At 73.6% G+C, this 23,386-nt stretch carries 14 protein-coding genes and 1 riboswitch; of the genes, 4 read left to right on the forward strand and 10 right to left on the reverse strand.

The window, feature by feature from the left end:
* Positions 1 to 14: 14 nt before the first annotated feature.
* Positions 15 to 1,544 (reverse strand): UDP-N-acetylglucosamine 1-carboxyvinyltransferase, encoded by a 1,530-nt coding sequence (locus tag ACFVWU_RS04455; RefSeq protein ID WP_387615406.1) that lies wholly within the window; start codon positions 1,542 to 1,544, stop codon positions 15 to 17.
* Positions 1,545 to 1,705: 161 nt separating this feature from the next.
* A complete protein-coding gene (locus ACFVWU_RS04460) occupies positions 1,706 to 2,851 on the reverse strand; it encodes a cobalt-precorrin-5B (C(1))-methyltransferase (RefSeq protein WP_387615408.1) in 1,146 nt (381 codons plus the stop codon).
* A gap of 339 nt (positions 2,852 to 3,190) precedes the next feature.
* Here ACFVWU_RS04460 and ACFVWU_RS04465 point away from each other — a divergent pair, with 339 nt between their 5' ends.
* Positions 3,191 to 4,930, forward strand: coding sequence for a TIGR03767 family metallophosphoesterase (locus ACFVWU_RS04465; RefSeq protein ID WP_387615410.1), 1,740 nt, complete (start codon positions 3,191 to 3,193; stop codon positions 4,928 to 4,930).
* Between the two features lie 152 nt (positions 4,931 to 5,082).
* On the opposite strand, the gene ACFVWU_RS04470 is transcribed toward ACFVWU_RS04465, so the two are convergent.
* The 3 genes from ACFVWU_RS04470 to ACFVWU_RS04480 are packed head-to-tail and all read right to left on the reverse strand — an operon-like array spanning position 5,083 to position 8,458.
* Complete coding sequence (locus ACFVWU_RS04470) at positions 5,083 to 6,600, reverse strand: precorrin-2 C(20)-methyltransferase (RefSeq protein ID WP_387615413.1); 1,518 nt, start codon at positions 6,598 to 6,600, stop codon at positions 5,083 to 5,085.
* A complete protein-coding gene (locus tag ACFVWU_RS04475) occupies positions 6,597 to 7,223 on the reverse strand; it encodes a precorrin-8X methylmutase (protein ID WP_360338504.1) in 627 nt (208 codons plus the stop codon). The genes ACFVWU_RS04470 and ACFVWU_RS04475 overlap by 4 nt, the downstream gene beginning before the upstream one ends.
* A complete protein-coding gene (locus ACFVWU_RS04480; protein ID WP_387615417.1) occupies positions 7,220 to 8,458 on the reverse strand; it encodes a cobalamin biosynthesis protein CobG in 1,239 nt (412 codons plus the stop codon). The genes ACFVWU_RS04475 and ACFVWU_RS04480 overlap by 4 nt, the downstream gene beginning before the upstream one ends.
* A 280-nt stretch (positions 8,459 to 8,738) precedes the next feature.
* Positions 8,739 to 8,824: riboswitch (cobalamin riboswitch) on the forward strand.
* A gap of 154 nt (positions 8,825 to 8,978) precedes the next feature.
* Here ACFVWU_RS04480 and cobN point away from each other — a divergent pair.
* Both cobN and lnt read left to right on the forward strand, forming a co-directional pair.
* Positions 8,979 to 12,710: a cobaltochelatase subunit CobN gene (gene cobN / locus ACFVWU_RS04485; RefSeq protein WP_387615419.1), complete on the forward strand. Its 3,732-nt coding sequence runs from the start codon at positions 8,979 to 8,981 to the stop codon at positions 12,708 to 12,710.
* Between the two features lie 108 nt (positions 12,711 to 12,818).
* On the forward strand, positions 12,819 to 14,477 hold the full coding sequence (lnt, locus tag ACFVWU_RS04490) for an apolipoprotein N-acyltransferase (RefSeq protein WP_387615422.1): 1,659 nt from the start codon (positions 12,819 to 12,821) through the stop codon (positions 14,475 to 14,477).
* A 52-nt stretch (positions 14,478 to 14,529) separates the two neighbouring features.
* Here the strand turns inward: lnt and ACFVWU_RS04495 are convergent, their stop codons facing one another.
* The 4 genes from ACFVWU_RS04495 to gdhA form a co-directional block, all read right to left on the reverse strand.
* On the reverse strand, positions 14,530 to 15,294 hold the full coding sequence (locus ACFVWU_RS04495) for a VOC family protein (RefSeq protein WP_387615425.1): 765 nt from the start codon (positions 15,292 to 15,294) through the stop codon (positions 14,530 to 14,532).
* Between the two features lie 52 nt (positions 15,295 to 15,346).
* The gene (locus ACFVWU_RS04500; RefSeq protein WP_387615427.1) at positions 15,347 to 16,255 is read right to left on the reverse strand and encodes an NADP-dependent oxidoreductase; all 909 of its coding nucleotides are present in this window, start codon (positions 16,253 to 16,255) and stop codon (positions 15,347 to 15,349) included.
* A gap of 253 nt (positions 16,256 to 16,508) precedes the next feature.
* Entirely contained in the window at positions 16,509 to 17,384 is an 876-nt protein-coding gene (locus ACFVWU_RS04505) for a GyrI-like domain-containing protein (RefSeq protein ID WP_387615429.1), read from the reverse strand.
* Between the two features lie 120 nt (positions 17,385 to 17,504).
* Complete coding sequence (gene gdhA, locus ACFVWU_RS04510) at positions 17,505 to 18,905, reverse strand: NADP-specific glutamate dehydrogenase (RefSeq protein WP_387615432.1); 1,401 nt, start codon at positions 18,903 to 18,905, stop codon at positions 17,505 to 17,507.
* Between the two features lie 300 nt (positions 18,906 to 19,205).
* Between gdhA and ribA the strand changes: the two genes are divergently transcribed.
* Positions 19,206 to 19,835 (forward strand): GTP cyclohydrolase II, encoded by a 630-nt coding sequence (gene ribA, locus ACFVWU_RS04515; protein WP_387615434.1) that lies wholly within the window; start codon positions 19,206 to 19,208, stop codon positions 19,833 to 19,835.
* A 121-nt stretch (positions 19,836 to 19,956) separates the two neighbouring features.
* On the opposite strand, the gene ACFVWU_RS04520 is transcribed toward ribA, so the two are convergent.
* A complete protein-coding gene (locus ACFVWU_RS04520; protein ID WP_387615436.1) occupies positions 19,957 to 23,376 on the reverse strand; it encodes a hypothetical protein in 3,420 nt (1,139 codons plus the stop codon).
* Positions 23,377 to 23,386: the final 10 nt, after the last annotated feature.

Below are 23,386 nucleotides of genomic sequence, written 5' to 3' on the forward strand. Positions count from 1 at the left end.
GAAATGACGGTCTGTCAGATGTCGCGGAAGGTCTCGATCTGGGCGCCGATCGAGTTGAGGCGCTCGGCGAGGTCCTCGTAACCGCGGTTGATGACGTAGACGTTGCGCAGGACGGAGGTGCCCTGGGCGGCGAGCATCGCCAGCAGGATGACCACGGCCGGGCGCAGCGCGGGCGGGCACATCATCTCGGCGGCGCGCCAGCGGGTGGGGCCCTGGACCAGCACGCGGTGCGGGTCGAGGAGCTTGACGTCCGCGCCGAGCCGGGTCAGCTCGGTGAGGTAGATCGCGCGGTTGTCGTAGACCCAGTCATGGATCATCGTGGTGCCGTGCGCGGCCGCGGCGATGGCGGCGAAGAACGGCACGTTGTCGATGTTGATGCCGGGGAACGGCATCGGGTGGATGGTGTCGATCGGCGCGGTCAGCTTGGAGGGGCGCACGGTGAGGTCGACCAGGCGGGTGTGGCCGTTGTGGGCCGGGTACTCGGGGGTCCGGTCGTAGTCGAGGCCCATGCCCTCCAGCACCGCGAGCTCGATCTCCAGGAACTCGATCGGCACCCGGCGGATCGTCAGCTCGGAGGAGGTGACCACGGCGGCGGCGAGCAGGCTCATCGCCTCCACCGGGTCCTCGGCCGGAGTGTAGTCGACGTCGCAGGTGATCTGCGGGACGCCGTGGACGGTGAGGGTGGTGGTGCCGATCCCCTCGATCTTGACGCCCAGCTTCTCCAGGAAGAAGCAGAGGTCCTGGACCATGTAGTTGGGCGAGGCGTTGCGGATGACGCTCACGCCGTCGTGCCGCGCGGCGGCCAGCAGGGCGTTCTCGGTGACGGTGTCACCGCGCTCGGTCAGCACGATCGGGCGGTCCAGCGGGACGCCGGGCTCGACCGAGGCGTGGTAGGCGCCGCCGGTGGTGGCGACCTCCAGGCCGAAGCGGCGCAGCGCGGTCAGGTGCGGCTGGACGGTGCGGGTGCCGAGGTCGCAGCCGCCCGCGTACGGGATGGCGAAGCGCTCGGCGCGGTGCATCAGCGGGCCGAGGAACATCAGCACGCTGCGGGTGCGGCGGGCGGCCTCGACGTCCATCGCGGCGAGGTCGAGCTCGGCCGGCGGGGTGAGTTCGAGGTCGCGGCCCTCGTTGATCCAGCGGCTCTTGACGCCGATGCTGGTGAGCACCTCGAGGATGCGGTAGACCTCTTCGATCCGGGCTACGCTGCGGATCGTGGTGCGGCCGGTGGTCAGCAGCGAGGCGCAGAGGATCGCCACGCAGGCGTTCTTGCTGCTGCGGACGTCGATCGCGCCGGAGAGCCTGGTGCCGCCGGTGACCCGCAGGTGCATCGGGCCGGAGTAGCCGAGGGAGACGATCTCGCTGTTGAGGGCATCGCCGATGCGCGCGATCATCTCAAGGCTGACGTTCTGCTTGCCCTGTTCGATGCGGTTGACCGCGCTCTGGCTGGTGCCGAGCGCCTCTCCGAGCTGCGCCTGGGACCAGCCGCGATGCTGGCGCGCGGTACGGATGAGGGTGCCGATACGGGTGAGGTAGTCGCCTGTCACTCGGCAGACCATATCTCATGGTTGAGATCGCGACAGAATCAAGGCTGAGCGCGACGCCACTTTTGTCCGCTTCTCTCCCCGTATGAGCGTCAGATCTTCACGTCACCGCGCAATATTGCTGAGCTTCTGCTGCGCCGGCACTGCGTTCAACTCGACGCCGTTCAGGGCCCGAACGGTTCCGCCCGGCCGACGATGGTGCCCGCGCGGTCGATGCAGATGACGTCCACAGCGACCGATGAGCCCCGCAGCACGTCCAGAGCCGTCGCCCGGGCCGCCTCGGCGACCAGGTCCCCGAGCGGCACCCCCGCCGCCCGGCACAGTTGCACCGCCTCCAGTCCGGTGTTGGCCGCCGCCACCGCCTCGGCCAGCGCCTCGTCCGCCCCACCACGCCGGGCCAGTTCGGCCAGGTAGCCCTTGTCCACCTGGGAGCGCGCCGAGTGCAGGTCCAGGTGCCCGTAGGCGAGCTTGGACAGCTTGGCGAAGCCGCCCGCGACGGTCAGCCGGGGCACCGGGTGGCGCTTGAGGTACTTGAGGACGGCCCCGGCGAAGTCGCCCATGTCGAGCAGCGCGTCCTCGGGCAGTCCGTGCACCGCGACGGCGACCTTCTCCGAAGTCGAACCGGTGCAGCCCGCCACGTGGGTGCGGCCGGCCGCCCGGGCCACGTCCACGCCGCGCCGGATCGAGTCGATCCAGGCCGAGCAGGAGTAGGGGACGACGATCCCGGTGGTGCCGAGGATGGACAGGCCGCCGAGGATGCCCAGGCGCGGGTTCCAGGTCGAGCGGGCGATCTCCTCACCGTGGTCGACGGAGACCTCGACCACCACGTCCCCGCTGCCGCCGTGCGCCGCCGCCACCTCGGCCACGGCGTCCCGGATCATCTGCCGGGGCACCGGGTTGATCGCGGGCTCGCCGACCGGCAGCGGCAGGCCCGCCTTGGTGACCGTCCCGACCCCGGGGCCGGCCCGGAACACCACTCCGGTGCCGGGTTCGCCTGCCCGTACGGTCGCGCGGATCAGCGCGCCGTGGGTGACGTCGGGGTCGTCGCCGGCGTCCTTGACCACCCCGGCCATGGCGCTGACCGGCCCGGCTCCCGACCCGGTCAGCTCCTCGGCGGTGAGGGCGAAGGCGGGTTGGTGGCCCTTGGGGAGGGTGATGGTCACCGGGTCCGGGAACTCGCCGGTGAGCAGCGCGGTGTAGGCGGCTTTGGTGGCGGCGGTGGCGCAGGCGCCCGTCGTCCAGCCGTGGCGCAGACCGCTGCTCTTCAGCTGGCCGGCCCGGCCTCCCGCCCCGGCTCCCGCTGCGGCCACCTGCGCCTCACTTCCGAACGTCCGAGCGTCGGACCGCGCTCGCGCGCCGTCCCGCTTGCCTCGGCGGCCGCACCCGGCCGTCGCCGCCGATTTTCCCCCATCCGTCCGGCGCCGCCCCGACCGGGGTGGCGGTCCGCGCCCGGACCGGGCCACCGCGTGCGAGCTGCGGAGGCGGTGCTGCCCTACGTTCCCGAAGAGTTCTCCGCACGGGTCTAACACCCGGAGCCTACCCATGGGTAATCTGTCGCTCCGCCAGAAGCGGGTTCATGACACTCAGGTCCGGCGGACGGGGCACTTGCCCGGCCGGGCCATCAGCATGTGGGGGTTTTTGTGGCAGGGATGAGACGTCGTACGTTCCTCACGGGTACGTCGGTGGCCGCCGCCTGGTCGGCCCTGTCTCTGGGCGGCGCCCAGTTCGCGTCGGCCGCGGCGCGCGATCAGGCGCTGGCGACCACGGCCGCGCGGGCGGTCAAGGTCACCGGCACCACCCTGGAGCAGGTGGCCACTCCGGTCGGCACCGGCTCCTACAAGCGGCTGACGGCCGGACCTGGCTGGCCGCTGATGGTGCGCGGGGACCTCGCGGCGCCCGGCGCCGGGCGGGACGACCGCCGCACCGGGCTGGCCAGCTTCGTCCAGTTCAGCGATCTGCACCTGGTGGACACCGAGTCCCCGGTGCGTTTCGAGTTCCTGGCCAAGAGCAACGGCAGTGCCTACCGGCCGCAGGAGACCCTGAACGCCCGCGGGGTGTCGGCCCTCGTCGAGCGGGTCAACTCGCTCGACGGCGGCCCCTACACCGGCATGCCGTTCAGCATGGTGATGGCCACCGGTGACAACACCGACAACCACGAGCTGGCCGAGCTCGACTGGTACCTCACCGTCATGGGCGGCGGGCGGATGGCCCAGAACACCGGTGACCTCAGCCGCTACGAGGGCGTGCAGAACTCCGGCAACTCGGCCTTCTGGAACCCCGAACTCGACTACCAGGACGTCTACAAGGCGAAGGGTTTCCCGCAGATACCCGGTTTCCTGTCCGCGGCCGGCCGGCCCTTCGACGCGCCGGGCCTGAACACCCCCTGGTACACCACGGTCGGCAACCACGACGACAGCATCGAGGGCACGCTGCCGGACTTCGGGCTGCTGAACGACCTCTACACCGGCGAGTACAAGCTGGAGGGCTGCGACGACGCGACCGCGGCCCAGCTGATGGACTCGCTGCGCCGCGACCCGGCGGGCGCCGTGCTGCTGCTCGCCAAGCTCCTCGCCAGCGGGGAGGCGGTGCGCCGGGTGACCCCGGCCGAGCGCCGACACCCGTTCACGCTCAAGGAGTTCGCCAAGGCCCACCTCAACCCGGCTGTCACCGGCGCGGGTCCGTACGGACACGGCTTCACCGCGGACATGGCGAGCAGCGGCAAGCTCTACTACACCTTCCGGATCTCGGAGAAGGTGGTCGGCATCAGCCTGGACACCACCAACCAGGCCGGGTTCGCCGACGGCTCCCTGGGCACCACGCAACTGCGCTGGCTGGAGCAGCAGTTGAAGGCGCACAGCGGGCACTGGTACGACACCAACGGGAACCGGGTGACGGGCGGAAGCACCGACGACGTGATCCTGGTCTTCAGCCACCACACCAGCGGTTCGATGGGCAACCTGCTGCCGGACCCGCGCAACATCTTCGAGAAGCGGCACGACGGCAACGAACTGGTCGCCCTGCTGCAGCGCTACCCGAACGTGGTCGCGTGGGTGAACGGGCACACCCACATGAACAAGATCACGGCGCATGGCCACCCGGTGCCGGAGCGGGCGTTCTGGGAGATCAACACCGCCTCGCACATCGACTACCCGCAGCACGGGCGCATCATCGAGATCGCGGACAACGGGGACGGCACGCTCTCCCTGTTCACCACGCTGATCGAGTCCTCCGCGCCGTACGGGACGGACTTCGACAGCACCTCGGACGCCAATCTCGCGGCGCTGTACCGCGAGCTGTCGTACAACGACCCCAACGGGAGGGTCTCGGCGCTGCTGGGCTCCGGGGAGGACCACAACACCGAGCTGCTGATCACCAAGCCGACTCGGTGACGCACGCGGCAGCAATAGCTGACAGGTGACAGCTGTCACCTGTCGGGTAAAGGCGAACAGATGACAGCTGACAGATAACGAAATCTGTCAGCTGTCATCTGTTACCCGTCAGTCGTGCGTAGCAGGCGGCGGGCGCCGTCAGCGGCCCGCCGTCACGCCTCCGGGTACCGCCGAGGCGTCCAGACGACCTCCACGCCGCCGCCCCGCTCGACCGCCTGGGTCTGCGAGGAGCCGATCAGCAGGATCGTCCGCATGTCGACCAGCGCCGGATCCAGCTCGCCCAGCCGCACGATCCGGATCCGCTCGGTCGGCCCGCCGACGTCGCGCGCCATCACCACCGGGGTCTCCGGCGCGCGGTACTCCAGCAGCAGGTCCCGGGCCAGGCCGACCTGGGTGGTGCGGGACTTCGAGCCCGGGTTGTACAGCGCGAGCACCAGGTCCGCCTCGGCGGCGGCGCGCAGCCGCTTCGCCACCACGTCCCAGGGCTTGAGCCGGTCCGACAGCGAGACCGTCGCGTAGTCGTGTCCCAGCGGGGCCCCCGCCCGGGAGGCGGCCGCGTGCGCGGCGGTCATTCCGGGGAGCACTCGCACCGGCACGTCCCGGTACGCCTCCTCGCAGGCGACCTCCAGCACCGCGGTCGCCATCGCGAAGACGCCCGGGTCGCCCGAGGAGACCACCGCGACCCGGTGCCCGCGCCGGGCGAGCTCCAGGGCGAACTCGGCGCGCTCCGACTCCACCTTGTTGTCCGAGCCGTGCCGCCGCTGCCCCGGCCGCTCCGGCACCCGGTCCAGGTAGGTGGTGTAGCCGACCAGGTCGGTGGCCTCGGCCAGCGCACCGCGCGCCTCGGGGGTGAGCCAGAGCGGCCCGGCCGGCCCGGTGCCGACCACGGTCACGCTGCCCGTGCCGTCCGACAGCCGCACGGTCGGCTCCAGTGGCGCGACCTTGCTCGGCAGCACCGCCACCGAGAAGTACGGGACGGTCTCGGCGTCGACCTCCGCGAGCGGCGCGACGCGCTCCCCGGCCATGAAGGCGCGCTCGACGTACTGGGCGTCCTCGAGTCGCCCGGCCCGCTCCAGCGCCCGCCGGACGGTCGGGAAGGTGCGACCCAGCTTCATGATCACGGCGGAGTCGGCGGCGGCGATCCGCGCCGTCAGCTCCTCCTCGGGCAGGGTGCCCGGGATGACGGTGAGCGTCTCCTCGGCCTCGGTCAGCGGCCGACCGAGCCGGGCCGCCGCCGCGCTGACCGAGGTCACGCCGGGCACCACCTCGGTCGGGTAGCGGTGTGCGAGCCGCTTGTGCATGTGCTGGTACGAGCCGTAGAACAGCGGGTCGCCCTCGGCAAGGACCACCACGTCGCGCCCGGCGTCCAGGTGGGCGGCCAGCCGGGCGGCGGCCTCCTCGTAGAACTCGTCCAGCGCGCCCCGGTAGCCGCCCGGGTGGTCGGTGGTCTCGACGGTGAGCGGGTAGACCAGCTTCTCCTCGATCTGACCGCCCGTCAGGTAGCGCTCGGCGATCGAGCGCGCGATGGAGCGGCCGTGCCGGGCGCTGTGGTACGCCACCACGTCGGCCTTGCCGATGAGTTCGGCGGCACGGACGGTCACCAGCGAAGGGTCTCCCGGGCCGAGGCCGACGCCGTACAGCCGACCGACAGTGGCCTGATGCTCCGTCACTCTTCTTCACTCGCAATCGCGTTGACGGCTGCTGCGGCGATCGCGCTGCCGCCGCGTCGACCACGCACCACCAGGTGCTCCAGGCCGGACGGGTGCTCGGCGAGGGCCTGCTTGGACTCGGCGGCGCCGATGAAGCCGACCGGGACGCCGATCACCGCGGCCGGGCGGGGCGCGCCCGCCTCGATCATCTCCAGCAGCCGGAACAGCGAGGTCGGCGCGTTGCCGACGGCGACCACCGCGCCCTCCAGCCGGGGCAGCCACAGCTCCATGGCGGCCGCGCTGCGGGTGTTGCCCATCTTCCGGGCGAGTTCGGGCACCGACGGGTCGGTGAGGGTGCAGATCACCTCGTTGTCGGCGGGCAGCCGCTTGCGGGTGACGCCGCTGGCGACCATGTTGACGTCGCAGAGGATGGGCGCACCGGCGTGCAGCGCCGCGCGCGCCGAGGCGACCACGCCGGGCGAGTACACCAGGTCCTCGACCAGGTCGACCATTCCGCAGGCGTGGATCATCCGCACCGCGACCTGGGAGACGTCCGCCGGGAGGGCGGCCAGATCGGCCTCCGCGCGGATGGTGGCAAAGGACTGGCGGTAGATGGACGCGCCGTCCTTCTCGTACTCGATCACTTCGTGGTCCTCCCGGCGACCGCCTCGGCCATCTGCTCGTTCCTCACGTCCACGGAAGTGCCCGCGGTCGTCGCCGGCCCGTTGACCGTCACCCGGTAGCCGTGCCCCGTGGCGAGCACGTCCACCCACCGCCCGGCCGGGTGGCCGCAGCGCCGCTCACAGCCGGACCAGTGCACCGGCAGTCCGCCCGGCCCGGCCTCCGACGCCCACGTGACGTCCGACTCCAACGCCCGCGCGGCGTCCGCCCGGACGTCGGCCAGCGACTTGGCGCAGCCCGGCAGCCCGGTGCAGGCGGTGGCCCGCTCCCAGGCCGAGCCGGGCGCGGTACGGAAGCCGACGGCTTCGAGCGCGGGCAGCCGGTCGGCCGGGGCGCCGGGCAGCACCGCGCCGCGCCAGGGGGTCAGCCGCAGCTCGCCGGCGGAGGCGGCGATCAGCGCGCGCCACTGTGCGGCGCTCGCCCGCCCGAAGCGCATGCCCACCGAGAGCCCGCCGGGCAGCGCGCCGACGACGGGCGTCGCGCCGGTGGCGGCGGGCAGCGGCAGCGTGCCGGCCGGCAGCAACTCGGGCACCTCGCGCAGGTGCCAGGCCTTGCGGCCGCTGGTGCGCAGCGCGTCCAGGAAGGTCCGGGCGGCGTCCAGGACGGCCGTCACCTCCTGCCCGGGCTCGACCGGGTGTCCGGCGGCGGCGCGCCCGAGGCGCAGCACGGCGGGCCCGTCCGAAGCTGCGATCAATGTCACATCGGCGTCGAGCGCGGCGACGTCGCCCCGCCCGTCGTCCAGCGCGAACAGGAACTTGCCGGAGAGTGCGGCCGCCCAGTCGCTCGCGCACAGCCGCGCGTCCAGTTCCCGCACCCAGGCCTGCACATCGGCCGAGTCGGCCGGGCCCAGCCCCGCCAGCGGCGAGGCGACGATGTTGCGCACCCGCTCGTGGGTGTCCGAGGGCAGCAGGCCGACGGCGCGCAGCCGGTCGGCGAGTTCGGCGCCGCAGTCCGGGGCCAGGCCGCGGAGTTGGACGTTGCCGCGCGAGGTGGTCTCCAACTCCCCGTCGCCCAGGGCCTCGGCGGCCTCGGTCAGGGCCAGCGCCTGACGGTCCGTCAGCAGACCGCCGGGCAGGCGGACCCGGGCGAGGGCACCGTCGTCGGCCGGGTGCAGACGAAGTGCCCCGGGGCAGGCGTCGGCGCGCCCCCGGTCGGGCACGGCGGCGCCCGGCGCGGTGGCGTCGGGTGTCGGTGGCATGGCGGCGAGCATACAGATGATCCGATCGGTTGCCTCCGTCCGCTGCATCACACCCGACGTCACCCGGAGGCACACGCGGCGTTACCCGGAGGCACACGCGGCGTCACCCCGCAACGCTCCCGGCTCACGCACCGGCCCCCGCGCCCGATCACGCGCCGGGCCGTTCCCCGCCCCCCGCGCCGCACGTGGCGGAACTCGCCCTCCCCCAGGTCAGCCGCACCCCGTACGATGCTGCCGGGCGGTCCCAGCGGACCGTCCGCACGCCAGCGACGGCGCAGGGGAGGAAACCGGTGCAAGCCCGGTGCGGTCCCGCCACTGTGACCGCGGCTCACCGGGAGACCGGTCGGCCGCGGGAGCCAGGAACTCCCGCCGTCCTCCACCGGCCCGGGGCGCGGACCCCGAGGAAGGCAGAAATGCACCCCCGCTGTCGCATGCCCGCGCCCGCATCCCCGGCCACCACCGCGGCCACCCTGGCCACCACGGCCACCCTGGCCACCGACGAGGCCGGGAGGGCCTTCGCATGATCCTGCTGCTGTCGACGTCCGACACCGACCTGCTCAGTGCCCGCGCTTCGAACGGCCCCGTCCCGTACCGGCTCGGCAACCCGGCCCGGCTGTCCCCCGAGGACCTGCCCGCGCTGCTGGAGGGCACCGAACTCGTGGTGGTCCGCCTGCTCGGCGGGCGGCGCGCCTGGCAGGAGGGCCTGGACGCGCTGCTGGCCGGCCCCCGCCCGGTGGTCGTGCTGACCGGTGAACAGGCCCCCGACGCCCAGCTGATGGAGCTGTCGACCGTCCCGGCCGGCATCGCCGCCGAGGCGCACGCCTACCTCGCCCACGGCGGCGCGGCCAACCTGGCCGAGCTGGGCGCCTTCCTCTCCGACACCGTGCTGCTGACCGGCCACGGCTTCGCCCCGCCCGCCTCCGCCCCGGCCTGGGGCCCGCTGGAGCGCGAAGCCCGTACGACCGACGGCCCGACCGTCGCGGTGCTCTACTACCGCGCCCACCACATGAGCGGCAACACCGCCTTCGTGGAGACGCTCTGCCAGGCGATCGAGGACCGGGGCGCCCGGGCCAGGGCCTACTACTGCGCCTCGCTGCGCGGCGCCGAGCCCGAACTGCTGGCCGCGCTCGGCGAGGCCGACGCGATCGTCACCACCGTGCTGGCCGCCGGCGGCACCCGCCCGGCCGACGCCCAGGCCGGCGGCGACGAGGAGGCCTGGGACGCCGGCGCGCTCGCCGCCCTGGACCGCCCGATCCTGCAGGCGCTCTGCCTCACCTGGTCGCGCGCCCAGTGGGAGGCCAGCGACGACGGCCTCTCCCCGCTGGACACCGCCACCCAGGTCGCGGTGCCGGAGTTCGACGGCCGCCTGATCACCGTCCCGTTCTCCTTCAAGGAGCTGGACGAGGACGGCCTGACCGTCTACGCCGCCGACCCGGAGCGCGCCGCCCGCGTCGCCGGCACCGCCGTCCGGCACGCCCTGCTGCGCCACACCCCGGCCGCCGAGCGCCGCCTCGCGCTGGTGCTGTCCGCCTACCCGACCAAGCACGCCCGGGTCGGCAACGCCGTCGGCCTGGACACCCCGGCCAGCGCGGTCCGCCTGCTGGACCGGCTGCGCGCGGAGGGCATGGACCTGGGGGACGACCTCCCCGGTCTGGACCACAGTGGCGCGCCCCGAGCCGAAGGGCCCGCCGGTGCCGAAAGGGAGGAACGAGGGAGCGACGAAGGAGCGACGGAGCGACGACCGTCGGCACCGGGCCAGGAGGGCCCGGAGGCGAGCGGGCGAGTCACAGCCCATGAGGGCGACGCTCTCATTCACGCCCTGATCGCCGCCGGCGGCTACGACCAGGACTGGCTGACCGAGGACCAGCTGGCCCGCAACCCGGTCCGCATCCCCGCCGCCGACTACCGCCGCTGGTACGCCACGCTCCCCCAGGCCCTGCGCGAGCAGGTCGAGGAGCACTGGGGCCCGGCCCCCGGCGAGCTGTACGTCGACCGCTCGCAGAACCCGGACGGCGACATCGTGCTGGCCGCGATCCGCTCCGGCAACCTGCTGGTGCTGATCCAGCCGCCGCGCGGCTTCGGCGAGAACCCGGTCGCCATCTACCACGACCCCGACCTGCCGCCGAGCCACCACTACCTGGCCGCCTACCGCTGGATCGAGGCCGCGCAGGAGGACGGCGGCTTCGGCGCCCACGCCGTCATCCACCTCGGCAAGCACGGCAACCTGGAGTGGCTGCCCGGCAAGACCGCCGCGCTGTCCGCCGAGTGCGGCCCGGACGCCGTCCTCGGCGACCTGCCGCTGATCTACCCCTTCCTGGTCAACGACCCGGGCGAGGGCACCCAGGCCAAGCGCCGCGCCCACGCCACCCTGGTCGACCACCTGGTGCCGCCGATGGCCCGCGCCGACTCCTACGGCGACATCGCCCGGTTGGAGCAGCTGCTCGACGAGCACTCCAACATCGCCGCGATGGACCCGGCCAAGCTGCCCGCGATCCGCGCCCAGATCTGGACCCTGATCCAGGCCGCCAAGCTGGACCACGACCTCGGCCTCGACGAGCGCCCCGAGGACGACGGCTTCGACGACTTCCTGCTGCACGTCGACGGCTGGCTCTGCGAGGTCAAGGACGCCCAGATCCGCGACGGTCTGCACGTCCTCGGCCAGGCCCCGGCCGGCACCGACCGGGTCAACATCGTGCTCGCCATCCTGCGTGCCCGGCAGATCTGGGGCGGCGTCAGCGCGCTGCCCGGTCTGCGCGAGGCGCTCGGCCTGGACGAGGCCGCACTCACCCTCGGTGCCACCGACGCGGCCGAGGCACAGGCCCGCGCCCTGGTCGAGGCGATGGAGGCGCAGGACTGGGCGCCCGAGGCGGTGGAGAAGGTCGCCGCCGGGCTGCCGGAGGCCGTCCGCGAGGTGCTGACCTTCGCCGCCACCCAGGTGGTGCCGCGCCTGGCGGCCACCACCGACGAGCTGGACGCCGTGCTGCACGCGCTCCAGGGCGGCTTCGTTCCGGCCGGGCCGTCCGGCTCGCCGCTGCGCGGCCTGGTCAACGTGCTGCCGACCGGCCGCAACTTCTACTCCGTCGACCCGAAGGCCGTCCCCAGCAAGCTCGCCTGGGAGACCGGCCAGGCGCTCGCCGCCTCGCTGATCGAGCGCTACCGGGCCGACAACGACGGCGCCTACCCGCCCTCGGTCGGTCTCTCGCTCTGGGGCACCAGTGCGATGCGCACCGCCGGTGACGACATCGCCGAGGCCTTCGCCCTGCTCGGCGTCCGACCGGTCTGGGACGACGCCTCGCGCCGGGTCACCGGCCTGGAGCCGATCCCGCTGGACGAACTGGGCCGCCCGCGCATCGACGTCACGCTGCGCATCTCCGGCTTCTTCCGGGACGCCTTCCCGCACGTGGTCGCGCTGCTGGACGACGCGGTGCGCCTGGCCGCCGCCCAGGAGGAGGCCGACGCGGACAACTTCGTCCGGGCCCACGTGCAGGCCGACCTCGCGGTGCACGGCGACGAGCGCAAGGCCACCGTCCGCGTCTTCGGCTCCCGCCCGGGCACCTACGGCGCGGGCCTGCTCCAGCTGATCGACAGCCGGGACTGGCGCACCGACGCCGACCTGGCCGAGGTGTACACGGTCTGGGGCGGCTACGCGTACGGCCGCGGGCTGGACGGGCGCCCGGCGCGCGAGGAGATGGAGACCGCGTACAAGCGGATCACCGTCGCCGCGAAGAACACCGACACCCGCGAGCACGACATCGCGGACTCGGACGACTACTTCCAGTACCACGGCGGCATGGTGGCCACCGTCCGCGCCCTCACCGGCAAGGCACCGACCGCCTACATCGGCGACTCGACCCGCCCGGAGACGGTCCGCACCCGCACCCTGACCGAGGAGGCCGCCCGCGTCTTCCGCGCCCGGGTGGTCAACCCGCGCTGGATCGAGGCGATGCGCCGCCACGGCTACAAGGGCGCCTTCGAGATGGCCGCGACGGTCGACTACCTGTTCGGCTACGACGCCACGACCGGCGTGGTCGCGGACTGGATGTACGAGAAGCTGACCCAGGAGTACGTCCTCGACCCGGTCAACCGGGAGTTCCTGGCCGGCGCCAATCCGTGGGCACTGCACGGGATCAGCGAGCGCCTGCTGGAGGCGGCCAGCCGCGGGCTGTGGGAACAGCCGGACCCGGAACTGATCCAGCAGCTGCAGGCCGCGTTCCTGGAGACCGAGGGCGACCTGGAGGGCGGCGAGGGCTGATCTGCCGGGTGGCACGAAGCCACCGTGTTCGAAACGTGGCGTTCCCGTCATCCATTCGGGTGACGGGGCCACTGGTGGCGTTCGGCGCCCAAGCGGACAATACGGGGCATGTCGCGCCGCATCGCTCACGCACGCCAAGCCCTGAGCACGACCGCCACCCCGGCCGGCGGTTCGGCCGCCACCCGGGCCGCCGACTCGACTGCCGATTCGACCGCCGACTCGACTACCGGCTCCACCGCGGGGGAGGGGGCGCCGCGCGCGCCGCACCGGTACCGGGCGCGGTTCGGGGCGCTGGCGGCCGGGGCGCTGCCGGTGCTGGCGTTCCCGGCGCCGGGGCAGGCCTGGCTCGCGTGGGTCGGGCTGGTTCCCGGGCTGCTGCTGATGCAGCGGGCCCCGTCGGGGCGGGAGGCGTCGGTGCGCGGCTGGTGGTTCGGGGCGGGGTTCATCCTGACCGCGATGTACTGGCTGGTGCCGTCCATCGGACCCGGGCTGCCGGTGCTGGCGGTGCTGTTCGGGGCGCTGCAGGGCGCGGTCGGGTACGCGGTGCACCGGCTGCTGCGCCCTGCGCTGACCACGCGTCGGGCGCTGCTGGCGCTGCTGGTCGTCCCGGCGGTCTGGGTGACCACCGAGTACGCGCGGTCCTGGCCCGCGCTCGGCGGGCCCTGGGCGCTGCTCGGCGCCACCCAGTGGCAGCACCCGGCGGTCCTCGGGCTGGCCTCGGCGGGCGGGATCTGGCTGGTCAGCGCGGCGATCGCGGCGGTGAACACCGCGGTGCTGATCGTGCTGACCGCGGTGCACCGGCGGCCTCGGGCGGTCGCGGCGCTGACCGCCGTGCTGCTGCTGGCCGCCGGTCCGCTGCTGTTCGCGCTGCGCCAGGCGCCGGTCCGCACCGGCGCGGTGACGGTGGCGCTGGTCCAGCCGGGCATCGTGGAGGACCCGCAGGCGCGGTTCGACGCGAGCGCCCGGGCGACCGCCGCCCTGGTCGGGCAGCCGCTGGACCTGGTGGTGTGGGGCGAGAGCAGCACCGCCGCCGACCTGGACCACGACCCGGTCACCCTGGACGCGCTGCGCCGGCTCGCGGCGACCACCGGCGCCGAGATCATGGCCGGGGAGGACGCCCGCAAGGCCGACGGGCGGATCTCCAAGGACGCGGTGCTGGTCTCCCCGGGGGGCGTGGTGGACCGCTACCGCAAGATCCGCCTGGTGCCCTTCGGCGAGTACATCCCGCTGCGCCCGGCGCTCGGCTGGATCGCCGGGGTCAGCCGGGCGGCGGGCGAGAACCGGGCGCCCGGCAGCGCCTTCCACGTGCTGCCGGCCATCGACCGGGCGGGCGGGCCGCTGCCGGTCGGCGCGCTGATCTGCTTCGAGTCGACGTTCCCGGACATGGCCCGGACGGCGGCTCGGGACGGCGCCCGGGTGCTGGTCTACCAGTCCTCGACCTCGACCTTCCAGCACACCTGGGCGCCCGAGCAGCACGTCGCGCTGGCGGCGATCCGGGCCGCCGAGACCGGGCGTCCCGCCGTGCAGGCCTCGCTGACCGGGGTCTCGGCCGCCTTCGACGCCCAGGGCCGGGAGCTGGCCCGGCTCGGCACCGACCGCACCGGGGCGCTGACCGTACGGCTGCCGCTCACCGCGCCGGGGACGCTGACCTGGTACGACCGGGTCGGCGACGTGGTGCCGCTGGGCGCGCTGCTGGTCACGGCGGCGGCGCTGGGCGGGTGGCGCTCGCGGGCTTCCCGGCGCTCGGCTCAGCTCCCCGCCGTTTAGTCCCCGCCGTTCGGTGCCCGCTGATTGGTGCCCGCCGTCCAGTGCCCTCCGCTCAGCTGCCCGCCGGGGCGGTGTAGACGCCGAACGCGGCGCCCTGGGCGTCACGCAGCACGGCGATCCGCCGCCCGCCCGGCATCGAGTAGCTCGGCATCAGCACCTGCGCGCCGAGGGCGACCGCCCGCTCGACCGTGTTGTCGACGTCGGCGACCGAGAAGTACGGCAGCCAGTGCGGCGGCACCTCGGGCGGGAAGTTCTCGCCCATCACCAGCATGCCGCCGAAGTCCTGGCCGTCCAGGCCCCACTGGGTGTAGTGCTCGGACGGGGCGACGGACCAGCCGAAGACCGCCGGATAGAAGGCTCTCGCGCCGGCCGGGTCGCGGGTGAGCAGTTCCACCCAGCCGAGCGAACCGGGCTCGTTGAACACGTCGGCGCCCGGGAAGGCGCGGGCCTGCCAGAGGATGAAGGCCGCGCCGGACCGGTCGGCGACCACCGCGAAGACTCCGAGGTCGAACACGTCGCTGGGCGCCTTGAGGACGCGGCCGCCCTCGGCCTCGATCCTCTTGGCGGTGGCGCCGGCGTCGGCGACCGCGAAGGCCACCGTCCAGGCGATCGGCTGCTGCGGCGCGTGCCGCAGGGTGATGGCGGCGGCCGAGGCCTCGCCCAGGAACATCTGGGTGTAGTCGCCCGCGTCGGGGCGGACATCGCCGTCGGGGCGCCAGCCGAACAGCTCGCGGTAGAAGGCCGTGGCGGCGGCCGGGTCGGAGGTGCCCAGTTCGACCCAGCACGGGGCGTTGGTGGTGACGGAGGTCTGCTTCATGGCTCTTGCTCTCCGGCTGCTATGGCTGATTGCTCGTCAAGTGGTGATTGTTTCAGGAGACTTCGAGGACAACCTTGCCGCGGGCATGCCCGGACTCGACCGCGGCGACCGCCGCGGCGGCATGGGCGAGCGGGTAGCGGCCGGTGACCTGGGGGTCCAGGTCACCGGTGGCGACGAGTACGGCCAGGGCGGCGAGGGTCTCGGAGGTGGTGGAGCGGGTGACATAGCGGCCGCCGAGTTCGGCGGCGACGGTCGGGTCGGCGGTGCTGACCAGTTCGGTGCGATCGCCGATCACCCCGGCCACGGCCTTCAGGGCGTCGCCGCCGACCAGGTCGAGGACGCCGTCGACGCCGTCGGGGGCCGCCGCGGTGATCCGCTCGACGACGCCGTCGCCGTAGCGGACCTGGGTGGCGCCGAGGGACTCCACGTACTCGCGGTTGGTGTCGCTCGCGGTGCCGAGTACGGTCAGACCCTGGCTGCGGGCGATCTGGGCAGCGGCGCTGCCGACCCCGCCGGCGATGCCGAGGATCAGCAAGGTCCGCCCGGCGCCGAGGGCGAGTTGGCGCACGGCGTCGTCGGCGGTGGCGACCGAGACGCAGAGCGTCGCGGCCTGGTCGAAGTCGACGGCCCCGGGCTTGAGGGCGCTCAACTCGGCGCGCAGCAGCGTCTGTTCGGCGAAGGCTCCGGCGGCGGCGAGGCCGAACACCTCGTCGCCGGGGGTGAACCCGGTGACCCCGGGGCCGACCTGCTGCACCACGCCGGAGGCCTCCTGGCCCATCACGGCGGGGAGTTGGCGTTCGCGGCCGAGGAAGCCCCGGCGCACCTTCCAGTCCACCGGGTTCACCCCGGCGGCGTGGACTGTGATCGCCAGTTGGCCGGGGCCGGCCTCCAGCGTGGGACGGTCGAGGAACTCCTGTGTCTCCGGTCCGCCGTAGTCGACGAAGCCGAACGCCTTGGCCATCGGTGATCCCACTCCTCGGGTAGCGGCCTGCGGCCCCCTGTTCCCCTGCCCCAGCATGCGGGGCGCGGCGGGGTGGAGGCGGGCGCTGGTGGGCCGAACGGGGGTGGACGGGGGCGGCGGCGGAGGAGGGGCGACGGGGGCGGCGGGAGACGGAGGGACGCGAAGGGGCGCGAACGAAAGGCAGTCGACAGATAACAGATTTCGAAATCTGTTATCTGTCGACTGTTAGTTGTCAGCAGTACTCTGTCAGCTGTCAGGCCCGCACGGCCCGCGTCACCGGAATCCAGAGCTCCGCCTCAGCGTCGCCCGTCCCCGGAACGAAGCGGGTCTTCAGGACCTCCGGGCCCGGCCGGGCCTCGTACGGGTTGGACGGGAACCACTGGCTGGCCACGTCCCCCCACATCTCCTGCAGCGCCTGCGGGAACGCCCCCTTGTTGGTGAACACGGCCCAGGTCCCGGCCGGGACGTCCAGGACCTCCAGGTCGTCCGGGACGACGGCGTCCTCGCGCGCCACCACCGCGTGCCAGTAGTCGAGTTCGGAGCCCTCCTCGCGGTTGGGCGAGAAGTCGTCGGTCACCGAGACGATGCCGAGCGGGTCCTTGCCGGTCAGGGCCGTGATCCGCTCGACGGTCTCCGCCCCGAGCCCCTTGATGAACTCGGCGATGTGCGGGTTGACGCCCAGGTAGATCAGGGGCACCCGGGCCTTCCGACCGACGATCCGGAAGTCCGGCTTCTCGACGATCCGGTATTCCATGCTGCTGCTTCCCTCCACGATGAGTCGGAAGGACATCCGGGGCTGGGAGGTGAGCACCGCACCGTCGCGCCGGGCCTCCCCCGGCCCGACCCCGTGCATCGAGCGGAACGCCCGGGCGAACGCCTCGCCCGAGGTGTATCCGTACCGGACCGCGATGTCGAGCAACGTCCGCTCGCCGTCGAGTACTTCGGCCCCGGCGACGGTCAGCCGTCGGCGTCGGACGTACTCCGACAGCGGCATCCCGGCGAGCATCGAGAACAGCCGCCGGAAGTGGTACTCCGACGTCATCGCGATCCGCGCCAGTTCGGCCACGTCGATCTCACCGGCCAGGTTCCGGTCGATCCGTTCCATCGCCCGGTTCAGGTGCTCCAGCACACCGACCCCGTCCTTCCCTTGTCGATCACCACCGTAGGAAGGACCCACCTTGCCGCACCCGACAATCGGTGCCCGCTGCGGTCGGGCACCGACTGCCGGGTGACCGGCGCGAACCCGGGGTCAGACCAGGCCCTGGGCCAGCATCGCGTCCGCGACCAGCTCGAAGCCGGCGATGTTCGCGCCCACCACGTAGTCGCCGGGGTGGCCGTAGCGCTCGGCGGTGGTGAAGCAGGAGTCGTGGATGTGCTTCATGATCCCGGCCAGCCGCTCCTCGGTGCGCTCGAAGCTCCAGGAGTCGCGCGAGGCGTTCTGCTGCATCTCCAGCGCACTGGTCGCGACGCCGCCCGCGTTCGCCGCCTTGCCCGGGCCGAAGGCCACCCCGGCCTCCTGGAACACCCGCACCGCCTCGGGGGTGGTGGGCATGTTGGCGCCCTCGGCGACCGCCAGCACCCCGCTCCGCACCAGGGCGAGCGCGTCCGCCTCGGTCAGCTCGTTCTGGGTGGCGCAGGGCAGCGCGACGTCGCAGGGCACACTCCACAGGCCCGGGCCCTCGACGAACCGCACGTGGCTGCCGCGCAGTTCGGCGTACTCGGCCACCCGGCCGCGCCGGACCTCCTTGACCTCCTTGAGCAGGTCGAGGTCGATGCCCTTCTCGTCCACCACGTACCCGGAGGAGTCGGAGCAGGTGAGCACCGTCGCACCGAGCTGCTGCGCCTTCTCGATCGCGTACAGGGCCACGTTGCCGGAGCCGGAGACGGCCACCCGGCGCCCGTCCAGGCTCCCGCCCCGGCTGTGCAGCATCTCGGCGGTGAACAGCACGCAGCCGTAGCCGGTGGCCTCGGTGCGGACCTGCGCGCCGCCCCAGCCGAGGCCCTTGCCGGTGAGCACGCCGGCCTCGTAGCGGTTGGTGATCCGCTTGTACTGGCCGAACAGGTAGCCGATCTCGCGGCCGCCGACGCCGATGTCACCGGCCGGGACATCGGTGTGCTCGCCGAGGTGGCGGTGCAACTCGGTCATGAAGGACTGGCAGAACCGCATGATCTCGGCGTCCGAGCGACCCTTGGGGTCGAAGTCGGAGCCGCCCTTGCCGCCGCCGATCGCCAGTCCGGTGAGCGCATTCTTGAAGATCTGCTCGAAGCCGAGGAACTTGACGATGCCGAGGTTCACCGAGGGGTGGAAGCGCAGCCCGCCCTTGTACGGGCCGAGGGCGCTGCTGAACTCCACCCGGAATCCGCGGTTGACGTGAATGGCGCCGGAGTCGTCGGTCCACGGCACCCGGAACATCAGCTGCCGCTCGGGCTCGCAGATCCGCTCGATGATCCGGGCGTCGAGGAGTTCGGGGCGGTGGGCGAGCACCGGGGCCAGGGTCTCCAGGACCTCGTGGACGGCCTGGTGGAACTCCGCCTCGCCCTTGTTGCGGCGGACCACGTCCGTGTAGAGGGTCTCGATCGCGCGCTGTTCGGCGTCGAACCGGGGCTGGGAGGCGGCGGTGGAGGTGGTGGTGGCACGGCTCGTGGGCATCTGATCAGGACCTTCCGTGGTCGTCGGTGGTCGTGCGCGAGGCGTTCCCGTGCCCAGGAAACGGGACGAAGTCTCGCAGTGTCCACACCGCGACCCCCACACCTTCCACATGCTGGACCGCCGAACGGGAACAGCCGGGGCGGATGGGGTGTTGTCCGCCTCCGCAGTCGGGTCGGTCACCGGCAGTACGCAGTTGTTCAAATTGGAACAGCAGAGTACGGTCGACATCCGATCCGCCCGGATCCATCCGGATCCGGAGCGATCCAACCCGGTCCACCCCCGATCGACGGAGGCCCATCCATGCCTCAGCCCGGCGCCGCCACGGTGCGCTCGCGCGTGCGCATCCCACTGACCTTCCCCGACGGCTACCGCGCGGAGGCGGAGGTCTTCACCTTCCACGGCCTCGCCGACGGCGCCGAGCACCTGGCGCTCGCCCTCGGCGCGGTCCCGGACGGCGGGACGCCGCTGGTGCGACTGCACTCCGAGTGCCTGACCGGCGACGTCTTCGGCTCGGACCGCTGCGACTGCGGCCCGCAGCTGCGCGAGTCGGTGGAGCGGATCAGCGAGGCCGGCGGCTACCTGCTCTACCTGCGCCAGGAAGGCCGGGGCATCGGGCTGTACAACAAGCTCGACGCCTACGCCCTGCAGGACTCCGGGATGGACACCTACGACGCCAACACCGCGCTCGGCCTGCCCGAGGACGGCCGGGACTACACCGCGGCCGCCCAGATGCTCGGCACGCTCGGCGCCGCCGGCATCGACCTGCTGAGCAACAACCCGGACAAGGCCGCCCAGCTGGCCGAGCTCGGGGTCACCGTCCGTCACCGGGTGCCGACCGGGGTCCACCTGTCGGCGAGCAACGTCCGCTACCTGAAGGCGAAGGTGGAACGGACCGGGCACTCGATCGAGCTCTCCCGGCTGGTGGGCTGAGGGCGGGCGGCTCTCAGCTGCCGGCTGGTAGCCGAGAGCCGACGGCCGACAGAGAACAACTAGCAGAAAACAGCTGACGGATGACAGATTTCGAAATCTGTCATCCGTCAGCTGTCAGCTGTCATCCGTTAGTCGTCACCCCACCGCCCTCACCCCGCCCCGCGCGCCCACGCACTGTTCGCGGCACCCCGTACGCCGCCACCGGCAGCGCCACCAGCAGCGCGGCCCAGAAGGCCCCGTGCCCCCACACCCCCGCGACCGTGCCGAACAGCCCCTCGAACACCGGTATCCGCAGTGCCTCGACCGGCCCCAGCGCGCCGGGCCAGGCGCCCAGGAACAGCGTGCCGAGGATCCAGCAGACGAACAGGACCCGCGCGGTGGCCAGCGTCCCGAGCGTGGTCAGCAGCGACATCACCAGCAGCAGGACGACGAACCCGGCCTGGTACCCCGCACCGGTCTGCCCCGTCCCCCAGGAGTCCGGCGTCCGGTGCACCCCGGTGGCCGCGAGCCGCACCTCGACCGCCGCCCACAGCAGCAGGACCAGCACCCCGGTGCTCCCGAGCGCGAACCGCAGCCGCTCCCGCGTTCCCGCGCCGCCCGTACCCCAGCGCCCAGCCGCCGGAACGGCCCGCGTCGGGTGCCCGGCGGCCCGCGCGGCCCGCCGGTCGAGCTCCCGCCAGGACTCCCGGACCCGCCCCCGGGCCTGCTGGGCGGGCTTCAGCAGTCGGTTCGCCGCCCGCTCGATCAGGACAAGGGCCACCACGATCGCCACCACCGCCGCGATCCCGGCCCAACTCCCCATCCCGCCCTCGAACATGACCACCCGGTCGGCCACCGGCTGCGGCGCCTCCACGGCCGTCATCGGCGGCCCGAGCCGCAGGTAGCCGATCGCGAAGGCCCCGGCGCCGGTCAGCAGCGCGGTACCGAAGCCGACCCGCGCCGGGAAGAAGGCGAGCACCGCGGCCGCGACGAAGGCCGCGCCCAGTTTGCCGACCACCTGCTCGGCCGCGTGCCGACCGGCCAGGTGCAGCCGCCCGCCGAACAGGTCCGGCGAGAGGTCCAGCTTCTGCCCGGCCTCGATCGGGTAGCGCAGCACCGCCCCCGCCCACAGCAGCAGCCCGAGCCCGATCACCAGCAGCGCGACCGCCCCCACCCGGCGCGGCAGCATGGTGCGGGCGTACGGCCACCAGAGCCGCAGCCGGGCCGACCAGTCCACCGGCGGCCGACGGCGCCGGCCCTGCCACAGCCGGGCCACCCGCCCCTGGTGCGGCGCGCCGGCCTCCGGTTCGGGCCGCTCGACCCGCCCGCGGCCGCGCCGTCGCAGCGCCTCCGCGGCCACCAACGCCGCCCGCCCCGCGACCTCGCTCTGGTCCGCCGCCACCGCCCGCCGCCGCAGCGCCGACCAGCGGCGCCGCACCACGTCCCGAGGGGTGGCCGCCTCCGGATCGGGTGCCGGCCGCCGGGCCGCCGAACGGACGGTCGCCCTGGCCGCGGCGCCCGCCACGAGCGTCCCGTCCACCACCGCCGCCGCGACCACCGCGGCGAGCTCCGACACCCGTACGGGCAGCGGCAGCCGGTGCAGCGCGGCGGGCAGCGGGGAGAGCCGGCCCAGCAACCGGTAGCGCTCCTCGGGGCGGATGCTGAGCCAGACCGCCAGCCGGTGCGCCTCCTCGCGCTCCTCCGGGCTGAGTCCGTCGCCGCCACGCCGACCGCCGCCGACCGTCCCGGCGGTCCGCTCCACTTCGGCCAGCACGTCCGGCAGCCCGGCCAGCGCGAGCAGCCGCGAGCAGTGCTCGCCGGAGCACTCGGGGTGGAAGCAGTCGTAGCGGGCCACCACGGCGGGCGCGCCGCCGCGCACCAGCTCGTCGATGAACGCGGCGCCGTCCGGTTCGGTGGCGATCCGCTCCAGTCCGGCGGTGTCGATCGGCCGGTCACGGTAGTGCGGCACGGCGGACGGGGCGTAGGCGGCGCCGAGGGCGAGCACGGCGACGGCGGCCATCGCCTCGCGCCGGGAGCCGGGCGCGCGGACCACGTCGGTGAGGTAGTGGAGGTCGAAGACGGAGTCCTTGACCTCGTCGCGCAGCCAGTCGCGCAGCCGCTCCGCCCCCACCGCCGCGAGCCAGCGCGCCGCCGCGCCGGAGTTGCGCAGCAGCACTTCGGTGAGCCGGACCGGGTCGGTGAACGGGTCCCCGAGGAAGGTGATCGGACGGCGGGCCCGCAGGCGGCGCCGGATCACCTCGGGGCTGCCGCCGGCCAGCCAGCTGCGGACCTCCGGAGCCGTCCAGCGGTCCTCCGGCTTCTTGGTGAACAGGCCCTGGAGGAGCAGCAGTTGGCGCTGGTTGGCGACGGCGGCGAGGTCCACCTCCTCGCCCATGACGAGCTCGAGCTCCAACTCCTGGTCGGCGGCCCGCTCGCCGTCCGCGCCGACGAACCGCGGGCGACCGACGAACAGTTCGTACAGCACGTTGCCGAGCCCCCACCAGGGCCCCGCCTCGTGGTTCTTGCCCGCCAGCTGCTCGGGCGCCATGTAGGCGACGGTGACCATCATCGCGGAGGTGAACCGGCGGCTGTCGGTGAGCCGGTCGACCCCGCCGAAGTCGGCGATCACGAACTCGCCGGGCCCGCGGCCCGGGCGCACCAGGATGTTGGCGGGCTTGAAGTCCAGCGGGTTGCGCTGGATCCGCCGCTGCCAGAACTCCAGCAGGGAGACCAGCTCGTAGACGATCTGCTCGGTGGTCCGCGGGTCGGTGTGCGCGCCGCTGCGGCGCAGCTCGGCGACGTGCGCGGAGAGGGTGACCGGCAGGTACTCCATCGCCACCCAGTCGACCACGGCGCCGTGGTGGCGCACCCGCCCGAAGTCGATCAGGTGCGGGACGTGCCGGCGGAAGCCGTCGTTGCGCAGGTGGGCAAGCAGGTCGTGGTCCATCGGCTGGCCGACGGCGGCCACCTTGACCGCGGCGTCACGGCCGCCGTCGGTGCGCCGGACGTACCAGACGGTGCCCTCGGCGCCGGCCCCGGCCTTGCCCAGCGGGGTGAAGCGGTCCCGCAGGGCGTCCGGGAAGGTCGCCTCGGACGGGCCGGCGGCCTCGGACGGGCCGCCGACTTCGGCCCCGGTGAAGCCGCCCGCCGCGAACCCGCCGCCCGGGACGGGCCCGGGGCCGATGTTGTCCTGCCAGGACGGGCCTGCGGACGGGCCGGGCGTCGGGCTCGCGGACGGGCCGGCGGCGGCCCGGGGCCGGACGACCTCGGTGGTCGCGTCCGGGTCGAAGCGCCGCGGGGCGCCCCGCTGGACCTTGGTCCCGGCCTCCGGGTCGTAGCGCGGCCCGGGCGTCCGCCTGGTCCCGGCCTGCGGGTCCACCCGGGTGTGCGGCTGGGCGCCGAGCCGGGACGGCCGGTCCGTACCAGCCTGCGCGCCGCGCCGACGGTCCCGCGAACCGCGGTCCACCCTGGTCCGCGGCGGCTCCCCCGGTCCGGGGCCGTCTCCCGGCGCCACCCCGCGTCGATCCCCGTCGGCCGGGCCGGCGTCCTCCGTTGCGCCCATGGCTGGCGCT

The sequence above is a fragment of the Kitasatospora sp. NPDC058190 genome (genome assembly GCF_042883685.1).
Lineage (GTDB): Bacteria > Actinomycetota > Actinomycetes > Streptomycetales > Streptomycetaceae > Kitasatospora.

Bases quoted from the DNA above. Each gene is read 5' to 3' on its own strand.
- ACFVWU_RS04465 (WP_387615410.1), top strand. From the start codon at position 3,191: ATGAGACGTCGTACGTTCCTCACGGGTACGTCGGTGGCCGCCGCCTGG.
- gdhA (WP_387615432.1), bottom strand. From the start codon at position 18,905: ATGCCCACGAGCCGTGCCACCACCACCTCCACCGCCGCCTCCCAGCCC.
- ACFVWU_RS04495 (WP_387615425.1), bottom strand. From the start codon at position 15,294: ATGAAGCAGACCTCCGTCACCACCAACGCCCCGTGCTGGGTCGAACTG.
- cobN (WP_387615419.1), top strand. From the start codon at position 8,979: ATGATCCTGCTGCTGTCGACGTCCGACACCGACCTGCTCAGTGCCCGC.
- ribA (WP_387615434.1), top strand. From the start codon at position 19,206: ATGCCTCAGCCCGGCGCCGCCACGGTGCGCTCGCGCGTGCGCATCCCA.
- ACFVWU_RS04500 (WP_387615427.1), bottom strand. From the start codon at position 16,255: ATGGCCAAGGCGTTCGGCTTCGTCGACTACGGCGGACCGGAGACACAG.
- ACFVWU_RS04520 (WP_387615436.1), bottom strand. From the start codon at position 23,376: ATGGGCGCAACGGAGGACGCCGGCCCGGCCGACGGGGATCGACGCGGG.
- ACFVWU_RS04480 (WP_387615417.1), bottom strand. From the start codon at position 8,458: ATGCCACCGACACCCGACGCCACCGCGCCGGGCGCCGCCGTGCCCGAC.
- lnt (WP_387615422.1), top strand. From the start codon at position 12,819: ATGTCGCGCCGCATCGCTCACGCACGCCAAGCCCTGAGCACGACCGCC.